General features: G+C 59.2%; 13 protein-coding genes. 5 read left to right on the forward strand and 8 right to left on the reverse strand.

Annotation, left to right across the window (positions count from 1 at the left end):
* Positions 1 to 546: FadR/GntR family transcriptional regulator (locus Q0216_RS08860; protein WP_298594630.1), on the forward strand; the 546-nt coding region annotated here is incomplete at its 5' end.
* Positions 547 to 638: 92 nt separating this feature from the next.
* On the opposite strand, the gene Q0216_RS08865 is transcribed toward Q0216_RS08860, so the two are convergent.
* From Q0216_RS08865 to Q0216_RS08900, 8 genes are all read right to left on the reverse strand, one after another.
* Positions 639 to 1,796 (reverse strand): ABC transporter permease, encoded by a 1,158-nt coding sequence (locus tag Q0216_RS08865; RefSeq protein ID WP_298594632.1) that lies wholly within the window; start codon positions 1,794 to 1,796, stop codon positions 639 to 641.
* Positions 1,797 to 2,573, reverse strand: coding sequence for an ABC transporter ATP-binding protein (locus Q0216_RS08870; protein ID WP_298594633.1), 777 nt, complete (start codon positions 2,571 to 2,573; stop codon positions 1,797 to 1,799).
* 1 nt (position 2,574) lies between these two features.
* A complete protein-coding gene (locus tag Q0216_RS08875; protein ID WP_298594634.1) occupies positions 2,575 to 3,789 on the reverse strand; it encodes a peptidoglycan-binding protein in 1,215 nt (404 codons plus the stop codon).
* Between the two features lie 210 nt (positions 3,790 to 3,999).
* Positions 4,000 to 4,902 (reverse strand): adenylate cyclase, encoded by a 903-nt coding sequence (locus Q0216_RS08880; protein WP_298594650.1) that lies wholly within the window; start codon positions 4,900 to 4,902, stop codon positions 4,000 to 4,002.
* Between the two features lie 85 nt (positions 4,903 to 4,987).
* Positions 4,988 to 5,320, reverse strand: coding sequence for a hypothetical protein (locus Q0216_RS08885; protein ID WP_298594636.1), 333 nt, complete (start codon positions 5,318 to 5,320; stop codon positions 4,988 to 4,990).
* A gap of 458 nt (positions 5,321 to 5,778) precedes the next feature.
* Positions 5,779 to 6,705 carry a phosphoribosylaminoimidazolesuccinocarboxamide synthase gene (locus Q0216_RS08890; RefSeq protein WP_298594638.1) on the reverse strand — a complete coding sequence of 309 codons (927 nt, stop codon included), beginning with the start codon at positions 6,703 to 6,705 and terminating at the stop codon, positions 5,779 to 5,781.
* Between the two features lie 175 nt (positions 6,706 to 6,880).
* Positions 6,881 to 8,164, reverse strand: coding sequence for a phosphoribosylamine--glycine ligase (gene purD, locus Q0216_RS08895; protein ID WP_298594640.1), 1,284 nt, complete (start codon positions 8,162 to 8,164; stop codon positions 6,881 to 6,883).
* 149 nt (positions 8,165 to 8,313) lie between these two features.
* Positions 8,314 to 8,655: a hypothetical protein gene (locus tag Q0216_RS08900; RefSeq protein ID WP_298594642.1), complete on the reverse strand. Its 342-nt coding sequence runs from the start codon at positions 8,653 to 8,655 to the stop codon at positions 8,314 to 8,316.
* 218 nt (positions 8,656 to 8,873) lie between these two features.
* Here Q0216_RS08900 and Q0216_RS08905 point away from each other — a divergent pair, with 218 nt between their 5' ends.
* The 4 genes from Q0216_RS08905 to purM all read left to right on the forward strand — a co-directional run bounded on the left by Q0216_RS08905 (position 8,874) and on the right by purM (position 13,608).
* Entirely contained in the window at positions 8,874 to 10,001 is a 1,128-nt protein-coding gene (locus Q0216_RS08905) for an asparaginase (RefSeq protein WP_298594644.1), read from the forward strand.
* A gap of 2 nt (positions 10,002 to 10,003) precedes the next feature.
* Positions 10,004 to 10,471, forward strand: coding sequence for a sterol carrier family protein (locus tag Q0216_RS08910; RefSeq protein WP_298594646.1), 468 nt, complete (start codon positions 10,004 to 10,006; stop codon positions 10,469 to 10,471).
* Between the two features lie 240 nt (positions 10,472 to 10,711).
* On the forward strand, positions 10,712 to 12,463 hold the full coding sequence (gene purF / locus Q0216_RS08915; protein WP_298594648.1) for an amidophosphoribosyltransferase: 1,752 nt from the start codon (positions 10,712 to 10,714) through the stop codon (positions 12,461 to 12,463).
* Positions 12,463 to 13,608, forward strand: a complete 1,146-nt coding sequence (purM, locus tag Q0216_RS08920; protein WP_005504604.1) for a phosphoribosylformylglycinamidine cyclo-ligase — start codon at positions 12,463 to 12,465, stop codon at positions 13,606 to 13,608. The genes purF and purM overlap by 1 nt, the downstream gene beginning before the upstream one ends.
* The last annotated feature ends 826 nt before the right edge of the window (positions 13,609 to 14,434 follow it).

Here is a 14,434-nt window from a genome sequence, read left to right on the forward strand (position 1 = left end):
CGCATGCACATTGCGACCCGTAGCCTGCCGGTGAAGGACGTTGTCTCAACCCGCCTGCTGCTGGAGGGCCCCGCCGCCCGTGCGGCAGCGGCGGCACCGGACACCCCGGAGCGTGCGGCGGCGCTGGAGCGGGCGCGCGCGCATCTGGCGGAGATGGATGAGCAGATCAGCGATGAGCGCTTCCATTTCTGCGATACGCGTTTTCACTATGAGCTGTCGAAGCTTGGCGGCAACATTGTGCTTGATACGGTGATTGACTCTTTGCACATGGCGACGATGAGTTATGTGCAGGAGGCGGTTCCTTTCTTGAAGGATTGGGAGGCGGTCAAGCGCACGCTGCAGCAGCAGCATTACGGCATTATTGAGGCGATTGCCTCGCACGATGAGCAGGCGGCCTACGAGCGGGTGTGCGAGCATATTACGTGGTTCTATTCGCTGTCTGACAGGGCTGCGGAGGAGCGGGCACGGCAGCATCCGGCGCGGGATATTCTGCACGAGGATTTGTGCCACGCGAACGTGCATGATGAAGACGTTCACACCGGCTAGGCTTCGCCCCTCAACCTCATAAACCCACATAGCTAAAGGGTGGTGCCCCGGAAGAATGACCTTCCGGGGCACCACCCTTATTCGCTGGGCAGTTATTGCAGGAGCTCAAGCGGCTGAACCTTCGTTGCCGCGTAGGCGGGCAATGCACCCGCCACGATACCCACAGCCAAGCCGAGGAAAGGAATCCCTAGGATAAGGGGTGGCAGAGATAGCGCCCATCCGTTGAGAAGGCACACAACCCAGGAACCGAGGATACCGAGGATGAAGCCTCCAAGAGCACCCAGGGCCCCGAGGAGAGCCGCCTCCGCCAGGAAGCTCACCGCCACATCTCGCCGTCCCAACCCTAATGCACGGTTGATGCCGATTTCCCGGCGGCGTTCCCAGACCGAAATCTGCATGGTCATCACAATGCCGAAGCTTGTCGAGACGATAAGAACCACTAGGATGATGGTCGTAAGAGCTCGACTGTCCTTCGTCAAGGAAGCACGAAGAGTCACCGGTGAAGGTGGAATCTCAATGTTTGTATCAACGGGGGTGCGTTGCGGATCGAGCACCTGCTTGAGCTGTTCCGCGACCGTATCTGCGCTTCCTGGATTCACGATGATGTCCATACCGCGTTGCAGGGTGTGGGCTTGCGGCAAGAAAGTGGAGGTAGTCGGCAGAATAAGAGCGCTACTGAGAGCAGCGTTTTTGCCACCGTCACGGATAATACCGAGCACATAGGCTCGCATTCCGTTGACCTCAATTATGTTCCGCCCGGGCTCAGTACTGACCCCCAGCTCCTTCGCGAGGGCAACACCCAGATAGACGGTAGGCTCACCGGGGCGCTCGCGGGCAGGTTCCGAGAAATGTCCCTCAACAATGTGCGCACCTCGTGCTTTCAAACCTGCTTCTGAAATGATTGCGAGGGGTGTTTGTTGGCCCTCCTGTCCCGGCCTGTTGACCTGCGGGCGCGTTGTCTGCGTATCGATGGTGACTGTACCGGCAGCTTTGACCTCTGGAACTTGGTTAACGCGCCAGAGCAGTTCATCCTCCGGTATATCCCAGGTCTGCGGCTGGAGGCGCACACCGAGCCGGGTGGAATCGTAGCTGGCCAGCTGCGAGCTCGTATTGAGCGCCGACGACTCGCTGACGCCCACCAGCATGATGATGGTGGTTGTTCCCGCGAGCATCGCCAATACTGTGAGCAGGTTGCGGCGCCAACGGCGAACAACTGCAAGGAGAGCGTAGTGAAGGTTATTCCTTAGCATCTATCCTCCCCTGACAACGGGTTCTTTGAGCGTTTGGTGGGCCGATTCTTCGGGACGAGTGAGTTCGGGGCTAACGAGCATCCCATCGACCATGTGCAGCTGCCGGTCGCAGCGAGCCGCGATATCGGGTTCATGGGTGATGATGACCAGGCTTTGCTTCTCCGCACGGCCGGCGAGGAGCAGATCCAACACCTTGTGAGAGTTTTCAGTGTCGAGGTTTCCTGTAGGCTCATCGCACAGCAGGATACGCGGGGCGCAGGCTAACGCGCGCGCAACCGCGACTCTTTGCTGTTCACCACCGGACATATTGCGTGGAAGAACCTCCAAACGGTGCCCCAAACCCACCTGTTCAAGTGCCTGCAACGCACGCTGATGCGCCTGACGCCCTGGTACGCCGCGCATCCGGAGGGTGTGGGTAATGTTCTCGGTGGCGTTCAGATGAGCAATGAGGTGGTACGCCTGAAAGACGAAGGCAATATGCTCACGGCGCGCTACAGTTCGTTCGGCGTCGCTGGCGGTGCCCATGTTTTGGCCCAATATTTTCAGCTCACCCTCAGAGGGCTGATCGAGTAGCCCGATGATAGAGAGGAGCGTAGATTTTCCGCTTCCGGAGGCGCCGGTAATGGCCACCGACTCGCCTTCATGAATGCTGAGGGTCGCGTTTTTGAGTGCCCAGGTGGAGGGCGGGAAGAAACGCGCAATATTGTGGCACTCGATATTAGGTTGTGAGGCGGTAGCGCTCACTGGGAGGGCACGTTCTGTCTCGTGATGAGGCATTTTAGCGCTCCTTCAGCTTCACGACGGTGCCTGCCTTGAGCTCTGCAGCGGGGTTAACGAGCTCGCAGACTCCGGCGGAGCACACACCGAGGGTGACGGGAACGCTCTGACCGTTCTCCAGGGTGATGGAGTGCGTTCCGTTTTCTTCGGTTTTGACGGCTGCTTCGAGCACCGCGAGGGCGTTTTCAGCGCCTCGGTTGAGGGTAACGGTTGCTTGAAAACGTGTTGATGCCGTCGTGTTTTCCGGCAAGTCGATTGTGATGGGGTAGCGTTTCCGCGCGGTAGCTCCCGGTGCGGAGGTATCGCTGTTAGGTCGCGCGCTGTTCTGAGCACCGTTGGAGGCACCTGCGTTAGCGCCGCCGTCAGCGTTAGTTGAGCCTTCGGGTGTGAGGGCCGCGCCCAGAGTGCCTTCGAGCGGGCTTCCGTTATCGGTAAGAATCTGGACTTTCTGCCCCTCAGCGAGTTCATTGCTGAGAGCGCTACCGTCCGCGGAGAGTACCAGACGGTATCCACCCGCGGATAGGGTGCACAGCGCCGGAGTTGAGGTTTGGCCTTTGGTGCCGCAGCTGTTGTCTACGGTGTATTCATTGCCGTCAGCGAAGAGGTACTCAGAGAGCGGCAGGGCGGTGTTGTAGCGTCCTTCTTCGGTTCGGTCAGTATCCCCGGGCGGGTAGTAGCCACGATCCAGGTAGAAACGGTAGACAGCGTTGGCGGTTGCTTCGCCGTAGTTTCCTTCCTCATCCCAGATGCTGTAACCGAGCGATTCTAGAGCTTCTTGGAGCTGTTTAACGTCATCGCCGCGTGCGCCTACGGCAAGGTCGCGGTAGGCGGGAATACTACCCTTGAACGCAATGATGGGACGCTCGTTGATAGTGGTGATAATTGAGCCGTTACTCAGCTGGGTACCCGCTTTGGCGCCGTCCCTGGTCACCACTCCTTGAGGGGTTCCTACGGTGTAGCTTCGGGCGGGTGACACGTTGACTTCTCCCGAGTAGGTGCGGGTAACAGTCTGCGTGCTGATTCGGGTTGTTAGTTGCGCGGCGCGGGACGGCTGCACATTGGATTCAACATTGGTGCGTAGCCCCGTATTAAGCGCGTAGATGGAGAACCCGCCGGTGATGACGAGCAGAATGACGAGCACCGGAACCAGGTAGGCGCGTACGGTTGCCGTCATGGCGGCGCGGCGGGGGTTTTCTGAACTCTGCTGCGTGTTCATGGGTTCACCTTTCTGCGGTGAAATATGGGGCGGGACTAAAGGTGATTGCTGAGGGAAACAACGTGGCGGGGACTGAATAAAGGGGTGTATCCTCTGCTCTCATCCGCGGGTGAAAGCGGTTGAGAGCAGAGGACCGGTAGAGAATTCTTGTTAGAAAATATCCAACGAGGAATCAGCGTTTACTAGTTGCTGTTGGCCAGTTGCCGTCGGCTAGTTGCCGTTGACTAGAGTTGCTGCACGCTCCTGTGCCTGACGTTCAATATCGCGTACTTCAAGGATGAGCGGCTCATGCTCATTGAGCCAGGTCGCAGCCTTTTCGTAGTAGATATTCTGCGCTTTAGTCAGGATTCCAGTGGATTTCTGGCAGTTGTAGTCGGCGTGAGCTAGGGCCTGCTCTTCCGCGTTGGCGGCGGCATTGGCTGCCTTGTACTTACCCCAGGTTTTCTCTGCGTAGCTGGGAGCATCTCCGAAGTGCTGGATGTCGGCGTATCCGCTTTCTTTCATGCATGCACCGTAGGTGGTGTCATCGCGGTAGTATTTCCCCATTTCTTCTATCGCGTTATTTTTGGATCCACCCGTGATGAGTTCGTTAACGAAGTTGGTGTATTTGAGGTAGTTTTCTGCTGAGCCGAAGACAGCTTCTGCCGCACGTCCGAGACATGAATCTGTTGCCATGCCGAACTTGGTACCGTCACTCATCGTGATGGTGACAGTTTTGCTGTCTGCCGCTTGGGGGTCGCCTTGGAGCGCCTTCCGATATGCCGGGTTTTCCATCGCGGGTGCATTGCTGGAGCTAGCGTTGTCCTGCCGGGTGGACGAGTATCCCTGGGTGGCCGCTTCTTCGTTGGCGAAGTGGGCACCACTCATCGCAAGTTCATGAACGGAGGAGCCGTCAATAATGTTCTGGCTACCGGAGTAGGTGAAGGACTTCTCGCTCATGCACTTTTTGACCTCGTTAACGAGGGCCACGTTAATATCCGGGGTGGGATTCTCGTAGCTTGCCAGGACATTACGAATGTCTTGCTTAACCTCAACGGTGGTGGAGCAACTCGATACACCCAGACAGCAGGCAATACCGATAAGGGCGAGGGATGCGAAGGGCTTCTTTGCCATGGACTTCACCTTTCTCAGCAGTAAGGAACAGGGAGGGTAGGAGCCTAAGAATAGGCTCCCACCCTTTGACAGATGTAGTGCTGTATTACCAGGGAACTACAAAATCAGTAGTGTCATTGACGTTATCACCAACATAGTAAAGCACCTGTCCTGCGTTAAGGCGGAAGGTAACATTGTTGCCCCACCAATTAGTGTTAACACCCTTCAGATGGCCACCGGTCCAGTTAGCTGCTGACGAAAGCATATTGTCCGGGACATCGATGAAGTTGCTGAAACCAGAACGAGCCAGTTCACTCTCGAGACGAACATGGTCGTATGCGTGAAAATCAGCGTGAGCAGCGGGCATAGCTGCCCCAACCGACAAAGCGGCAGCAGCGCCGATAGCGGACAATGCACGGACAAAAGTAGAACGCGACATAGCGAATCTTCTTATTGCTTAGGTAGGAGTCTGAATTACTGACCCCCCATGAGTGGATATGCCATCTTGTCGACATATAACTATTTACATCGATTCACCATATAAAGCGAATCATGCAACTTGCATATGTGATTTGTTGCTTTTTATATACAAAAACAACTCATTGGATGGTAGTAGAAATCATAGCAAATCTCTACACTTAGGTGCAATGAAAATTCTTATCGCTACACAATGATTTAAATCACATAAATATGCGCTTGTGTGCATCGTATTAAAATAAATTCAGGAAGATTTATAACCTTCCGGAGACGCCCATAATGAAGACGCTCACGTTGGCTAGGCTTCGCCCCTCAACCCCATAAACCCACATAGCTAAAGGGCGGTGCCCCGGAAGAATGACCTTCCGGGGCACCGCCCTTTAGCTATCTCAAAGACTTATTCAGCCCGAAATATTGAGTTTAGAACTTCGTGCCGGTCAGACGCTCATACGCCTCAACGTAACGGGCACGAGTCTTCTCCACAACCTCCTCAGGCAGGTGCGGCACGTTATCCGAACCGTCCCAACCCGACTCCGGGGAACGCAGCCAGTCACGCACATACTGCTTATCGAAGCTCGGCTGCGGACGACCCGGCTCATACTGGGTCGCATCCCAGAAACGCGAAGAATCCGGGGTCAGCACCTCATCACCCAGGGTGATCTCGCCGCGGTACGAATCGGTACCGAACTCCATCTTGGTATCCGCCAGAATAATGCCCTGCTCGCGAGCAATCTTCTCCGCAGTGGTGTACAGGCTCAAGCTCAGCTCCTCCAGGCGCTCACCCACCGGCTGACCCACCTCAGCGTACAGCTCCTCACGGGTCACCAGCTCATCATGCTCACCCACCTCAGCCTTACCGGTCGGAGTGAAAATCGGGGTGTCCAGGCGGGAACCATCCACCAGACCCGCAGGCAGCTTCACACCAGCAATCTCACCGGTCTCGTTATACGCTGCCAGGCCCGAACCGGTCAGGTAACCGCGCACAATGCACTCCACCGGGAACATGTTCAGGGAGCGGCAAATCATCGCGCGACCAGCCACAACATCCGGAACGTCGGTGGACAGCACGTGGTTCGGAACCTGCTTAAGCTGCTCAAACCACCACAGGGACATCTGAGTCAGAATCTTGCCCTTATCCGGGATCTCGGTGGGCAGAATACGGTCAAAAGCGCTAATACGGTCCGAGGCAACAACCATGACCGAACCGGCACGCAGCTCAGCGTCATCATTGACGGTCAAGCCGGTAGCGTCAAAACGTTCCTCATTCGGAACGTACAGGTCGCGGACCTTACCGGAATAAATGTGAGTCCAGCCAGGGATTTCCAGGGGGTTAGAACGAGAAGTCATGAGAATTTCTCCTGATGAGGTGGTGTGATGTGGATGCAAAAAGTCTGTGTAATTACAATACCGCGACAGGCACGGCTCCCGATAGTGCCAAGCAGTCACCAATACGGCACAATCTTGAGGCAAAGAAGCGACCGGCTCCCCACCCTCAAGCGGGGAAGCCGGTCACACTAAGGTTTTAGTCGCGCGGAGCGGGAATGTGGATGCGGTTCTCCACAGCCTTCAGCGCAATGTCCGTACGGTACTGCGCGCCAGCCCAAGAGATAGCGCGAACACCCTCGTAGGCGGCATTACGGGCGGCAGCCAGGTCGTCGCCGAGAGCAACAACAGCCAGCACACGACCGCCAGCGGTCAGCACACCCTCCTCGGATGCGACAGTGCCCGCGTGAATCACGTGCACGCCCTCCAGAGCGTTCGCCTCGTCCAGACCGGAGATGACGTCACCCTTGCGGGGAGTGTCCGGGTAGTTCTCGGCAGCCATAACCACGTCAACTGCGGTGCGGGGATCCCAATCCAGCTCGGTACCCTCAGAAATTTCACCGCGAGCAGCCGCACGCAGCAGCTGACCCAGCGGGGTGCGCAGGCGCGCCAGAACCGCCTGGGTTTCCGGGTCGCCAAAGCGGGCGTTGAACTCGATAACGCGCACGCCGCGGCTGGTCACAGCCAGGCCGCAGAAGAGCACGCCCACAAACGGGGTGCCGCGCTCAGCCATACGAGCCACGGTCGGGCGTGCCACCTTCTCCACGACCTCCTGCACGAAGCCCTCGGGCAGCCAAGGAAGCGGGGTATAGGCGCCCATACCACCGGTGTTCGGCCCCTCATCATTGTCGAAAATGCGCTTGAAGTCCTGAGCCGGGGACAGCGGCAGAACGTTCTTACCGTCAGAAATGACGAAGAGGGACACCTCGGGGCCGTCCAGGAACTCTTCGATGACCACGGTGCCACCAGCGTTGAAGCAAGCCTGAGCGTGCTCCAGTGCCGCGGTGCGGTCCTCGGTCACCACAACGCCCTTACCGGCAGCCAGGCCGTCGTCCTTCACCACGTAGGGTGCACCGAACTCGTCCAGTGCCGCCTGCGCCTCAGCGGCGTTCGTTGCCACGTAGGCGCGAGCGGTCGGCACGGAAGCCTCTTCCATGACCTGCTTAGCGAAAGCCTTGGAACCTTCCAGCTGTGCGGCAGCTGCGGAGGGGCCGAAAACGTCAAAGCCCGCCTCACGCAGTGCATCGGAGACACCTGCGACCAGGGGCGCCTCCGGGCCAATAACGACCAGGTCGGCGTTCAGTTCGCGTGCCAGGGCGGTTGCCTGGGCGGGGTCATTCGCATCAATTGCGTGGACGGGAACATCCTGAGCAATACCGGCGTTGCCGGGGGCGCTGTGCACCTCAGTTACCTCAGGGTCGCGCAGAAGCGCTCGAATAATTGCGTGTTCGCGGCCGCCGGGGCCCAGTACCAAAACCTTCATGCTATTCAGGGTACCCGCTATCACACTAAAAATGTGAGCTGGGCACACTAAAAATGCGGCTCTTCTCATGTAGCGGCATATTTGCAAGAATGCACGCCAGAGAAGAGCCGCACAGCTCGGTCACCGAAGCTACCGAATCAAGCTAAACCTTAGATGAGGGCGGTAATAGCAGCCACACCACCAAAGACAATACCCGGGAGGTTCGCGACGATAATTGGAACGTCCTTCTTGGGGCGCCACAGACCGTACAGAACCCACAGGGTGCAGTTCACGGCAGCGACCAGAGGCTGAATCCAGTCGCCCTTGTGACCGTTCAGGTTACCGATAATCTGCGGGAAGTAGAACACGTACATGAGCACTGCAGTCACAGAAGCAACGCGAGCCAAGATGGGGAAGAACTTTGCGTGGAATTCAGAATCCACGCCCACGCCGCCCTTGGGGGAGGTGCTCTGTGCGGAGGTGTTTGCGGAGGTGTTGTTCTGCTCTGCCATGGATGTACTCCTTTACATGGTTTGCCGCTCACCAATCACGAGTGAGTTGAGGGGTGAGGGGCACTAAGGATGCATACTCGTACCGAATCGTTCCCAAAGTTTGTGGACGACCCCTGCAATTGCATCAATTTCCTACTGGATACACTACACCCGTTCTCACCTGCGCGCCGCCCAACCACGAATAGGGTCAAGCCGCACGCCCCGTTTAAACTAGAAGAATGACCAACAGCACCACCCCACAGGCAACCACTCACACCACCAGCCAGAGCAGCGCCTTCGACGTAGAACTCGCGCAGCTCACCCGCAATAACCTTGTTGAGGCGCGCCACCGCGGCCGCCTCATCCTGCTGGGCCCCGACGGCGAGGTGCAGCTAGCCCTCGGTGATATTCACGAGCCCTTCTACCTGCGCTCCGCCGCCAAGCCCCTGCAGGCTATCGGATCCATGAAGGCGGGCGCGCCCCTGCGCGGCTCCCAGGTCGCCATCGCCTGCGGTTCGCACCGCGGCACCTTCGAGCAGATGCGCGCCGTGCAGGACGTACTCACCCAGGGAAGCACCGAAACCAACCCGCTCACCCCGGCAAACCTGGCACTCAAGCCCACGCTCCCTGCCAATCAGCAGGCACGCCAGGCAATGATTCAGGCGAACCTCGCCGCCACCGCCCTGGCCCACCCCTGCTCCGGCAAGCACGCCGCATTCCTGTGGGCGTGCACCGCCAAGCTTGAGCGCGGCGACCTCGAAGAGGGCTCGCAGAACTGGACCCTGCACAACTACCTCGACCCCGCACACCCGCTGCAGCAGGTCATCACCGAAGAAATTGAGGCGTTCACCGGCGAGCCGGTAGCCGCCATCGGCGTTGACGGCTGCGGCGCACCCGTGCACGCCGTTTCCCTGCTGGGTGCCGCACGCGCCTACTCGACTCTCGGATCGGCAATCCGCAACCTCGGGGCGGATGCGCGCGCCTCCACGGTCGCAACCGCCATGGTGGACTACCCCGAGCTGATTCAGGCACCCGGCTCCCCCGACACCGTGCTCAGCGAAGAACTGGACGCAATCGTCAAGGGCGGCGCGGAGGGCGTGCTCTGCATTGGTCTGCGTTCGGGCGCGTCCGTGGTGGTGAAGATGAGCGACGGTTCGCACCGCGCCATGTACGCCGTGGCTCTGCGTGCTCTCGTTGCCGGTGGCTACCTGAGCGCTGAAGAATGCGAGCGCCTACTCGCGCTGGTGGTTCGCCCGGTGACCGGCGGCTACGTGGACGGCAAGCCGGTTGAGGTGGGCGAGCTGCGCGTACACGAGGAGCTTTTCACCCGCGAGGATCCGGTTCCCGGCGCCCCGGAAGAGGACTAATCGTGGCGATTCGACGTAAAACTTCCGAAGCAGACGGCATGGCGGCGGTACGCGAAGTGCGTGCTTTCTTTGAGGCGCAGCGTGCGGCAACCGGCGAGCCTGCAGATTCGCATGCCCGAGGCGAGTACCTGCCGAACAGCTACCTACTGAACAGCGCCGAGGCGGAGCAGGCGTTTGCCGCGCTCCCCCGCTCGGTGCGCGCTACCTTTGTGCGCTTCACCCTTGAAGAGCTGGCGACCCTCGCCCCCGGCAATAGTGTGGAGGTGCGCGTACCCCCGCTGGGTGTGACTCAGTGTATTGCTGGCCCCCGCCATACGCGCGGCACCCCGCCGTCCGTTGTGGAGGCGCGCCCGCTCGTGTGGGCGGCGCTGGTTCTGGGTGCCTGTTCGTGGGCGCAGGCGGTGAGTGCCGGTGCGCTGGATGCGTCGGGTGAGCGTAGTGACCTTTCGGGTTTGTTGCCGCTCTTCTAGAATTCGCTACGAGCTCACAGGTCCACGCAGTTTTCGTGATTTGGCGTGTTTGGTGCCTGTTCTAGTGGTCCATCCTGAGGTATTTAGCGTATCTTTCACCGCATCGGCTCCGAAACCCGGTACACTTTTAAAGGTCTGGTGTATGCTACGGCACACACAGGCAGGTGTGAGTGCGGCAACACGCCCTAATCTTGCGCTTGCACAGACGCATCCGCAGTCCCATCGTCGAAAAGAAGTGAATTGATTCGCCCCGACGGAAAACTCACTCACGACCTCGATCCGATTGACCACGGCCCCAAGGACGCCTGCGGCGTCTTCGGCGTCTGGGCACCCGGCGAGGACGTGGCAAAGCTAACCTACTACGGCCTGTACGCACTCCAGCACCGCGGCCAGGAATCAGCAGGTATCGCAACCAGTAACGGCAAACGCATCCACGTGTACAAAGATATGGGACTCGTCTCCCAGGTCTTTGACGAAGCCACCCTCAGCTCCATGCCCGGCGACCACGCTATCGGCCACGCCCGATACTCCACCACCGGCGCATCCCACTGGGCTAACGCACAGCCCACCCTCGGTACCACCCCGCACGGCACGCTCTGCCTGGCGCATAACGGTAACCTCACCAATTCCGCTGACCTTTACGAGCGTATTCTCGAAAAGAACGGCGGCAAGCCCCCCAAGCACGGTGAGCTTGCTCAGGGTAACACCACCGACACCGCACTCGTTACGGCTCTACTGGCAGAGCATGACTTCGATTCCCTCGAAGAAGCAGCACTCGACCTGTTGCCGACCCTGCGCGGTGCTTTCTGCCTCACCTTCATGGACGAGAACACCCTCTACGCTGCACGCGACCCGCAGGGTGTACGCCCCCTCGTGCTCGGTCGTCTGGAGCGTGGCTGGGTTGTCGCATCCGAAACCGCGGCACTTGATATTGTCGGCGCGTCCTTCGTGCGTGAAGTGGAGCCCGGCGAGTTCATCACCATTGACGAGAACGGTCTGCGTTCCCAGCGTTTCGCAGAAGCTAAGCCCGCCGGTTGCGTCTTTGAGTACGTCTACCTCGCTCGCCCGGACACCACCATCTCCGGCCGTAGCGTCTACGAATCCCGCGTAGAGATGGGCCGTCAGCTTGCCCGCGAACACGCTGTTGAAGCTGACCTGGTCATGCCCACTCCCGAATCCGGTGTTCCGGCTGCTATTGGTTACGCCGAAGAGTCCGGCATTCCCTACGGTAACGGTCTGGTCAAGAACGCCTACGTGGGTCGAACCTTCATTCAGCCCTCGCAGACTATCCGCCAGCTCGGTATTCGACTCAAGCTGAACCCGCTCAAGTCTGTGGTTGCAGGTAAGCGCCTCGTCGTCATTGACGACTCCATCGTTCGCGGTAACACCCAGCGTGCCCTCGTGCGTATGCTCCGCGAAGCTGGCGCGAAGGAAGTGCACGTGCGCATCTCCTCCCCGCCCGTGAAGTGGCCTTGCTTCTACGGTATTGACTTCGCTTCCCGCGCGGAGCTGATCGCTAACGGCCTGTCCGTGGACGAAATCGCTTCCTCCCTGGGTGCCGATTCGCTCGGCTTCATCTCCCAGGACGGCATGATGGCAGCCACCGAGCAGCCCGCCGAAAACATGTGCACCGCATGCTTCACCGGCAAATACCCGATTGAGTTGCCGAGTGAGGAACGACGCGGCAAGTCCCTCTTCGACTCCGCGGAGAAGGGCAAGGGCGGACCCCTCGCCGGCAAGGCAGCTGAGGTAACCGTGGAGCGCCCCGTCCCCTCCAAGCCTGAGCATGCTGAGGCAGTCTCCATCGATACCCGCGAAGGCACCGACACTCTCGAAACGAAGTTCGACCCCTCCGCAGTACAGGTTGCCGCAGACGACGCCGGCATGGGCATGTGTAACCCCGGCCCCGACGCCGACCTCGAGGCGCTGCTCACCGAGCAGGACCGCATCCCCGCGAACTCCTCCGCTACCACTACCCCGAAGGAATCCTAATGAGCGAGAACACCACTACCGTAACCTACGCGAGCGCAGGTGTTGACGTAGAGGCTGGCGATCGCGCCGTTGAGCTGATGAAGGGCGCTATCAAGGCAACCCACAATTCCTCCGTCGTTGGTGGCGTGGGCGGCTTCGCGGGTCTGTACGACGTCTCCGAGCTCGTCAAGTACCGCAAGCCCTACCTGGCTACTTCCACCGACGGTGTGGGTACCAAGGTCGCTATTGCGCAGGCGCTCGATATTCACGACACCATCGGTTACGACCTGGTCGGCATGGTCGTGGACGACATCGTGGTCTGCGGTGCGAAGCCGCTGTTCATGACCGACTACATTGCCACCGGCAAGGTCGTTCCCGAACGTATTGCTGACATTGTGCGCGGTATCGCTGGCGCATGTGCACAGGCTGGTACCGCCCTGGTTGGCGGCGAAACCGCTGAGCACCCCGGCCTGCTCGCAGAAGACGAGTACGACGTCGCGGGCGCAGCAACCGGTCTGGTCGAGGCAGACGAGCTGCTCGGCCCCGAGCGCGTGCGTGAGGGCGACGTGCTGATTGCTATGGCGTCCTCCGGTATTCACTCCAACGGCTACTCCCTGGTCCGCAAGGTCCTGAACGTTGCCGGCTGGGGCCTGGAGCGTCAGGTGGACGAGCTGGGCCGTACCATCGGTGAAGAGCTGCTCGAACCCACCCGCGTGTACGCGGCAGACTGCCTGGATTTGGCGGCAGCATTCCCCGTCAACGGCGAAGACGGCACCACCGGTAGCGGTGTGCGCGGCTTCTCCCACGTGACCGGCGGCGGCCTGGCCGCTAACCTGGCTCGCGTTCTGCCCCAGGGCCTGGAGGGCCGTGTGGACCGCTCCACCTGGCAGATTCCCGCGATCTTCTCCCTGATCGGTTCGCTGGGCAACGTGCCCCTGGCCGATCTGGAGCGCACCCTGAACCTGGGCGTGGGCATGATCGCTATCGTTGACCCCTCCGTGGCTGAGGCTGCTACCAAGCGTCTGAACGACCGCGGCATCCCCTCCTGGATTATGGGTGACGTTGTTGCCGCTGGCGAGCCCGAGGCTAACAACCCCGATTACGTTCAGGGCGCTAAGGGCGTGGACGGCGGCGCGGTTCGCCTGCTGGGCTCCTACGCTTCCTAAGGACACTTCTTCCAGTAGGCAGCGAGCGCCAGTTTGCTGGCGCTGATGATTCTAAAGGCCGGGGCGGTCACCAATGCGGTGGCCGTCCCGGTCTTTTGTGTGTCTGCCGGCAGGGTGTGCTGCCTGGGGCACTGTCTGGCGCGCTGCCCGGCGTACTGTTCAGCGTGCTTGATGTCAGCTTTTTATTTATTTTCACGCGCATTTCAGGCTATTTTTATTTTTTGCTATCAACTGCATTTTTAATGCATTTCAGTGCTTACACCACAGTGTTAAAACATTTACTTATCGCCCCGCCTCTCAAAGGGCGCCACACAATTCACCTCACGCACCCAAACCTTCAAGCTTCACTTACATAAAACCTCAATAATGAGGTGCTATTCAGCCTCCACAGGTTGATTTTCTGCACATTAACCCATGAAAAATGCTTTAAAAATCCCTAAAGCTCACCCTGAAGTGATACCTTAGAAACGTACGTTGCACACCGCCCAAAAAAGAGTTCTTCCGGCACAAAAAAAGGGGCAGATAAATACTATTCCCTCACCCCATTCCTTACTTCAGCACGCCTAAAAACGGCCCCCTTTTACCGCCCCATAAAAACCTCATACGCACCTCGTGCACCTACAGACGGAAACACCCGTACACATCACGCAGTCCACACAACACACCTACATCAGGAGAACCAGATGAGGCTTCCATACTTCGGCGCACGCCGCACCGAAACACCTCCTCCTCGCCGCTGCCCCGATAACCTCTGCACCGATAACCTCTGCACCGATAACCGCCGCCGCAAGCGCCCCGCACGCGCAGCCATGAGCCTGCTCACCGC

The organism is uncultured Rothia sp., from assembly GCF_937976295.1.
Classification (GTDB): domain Bacteria; phylum Actinomycetota; class Actinomycetes; order Actinomycetales; family Micrococcaceae; genus Rothia.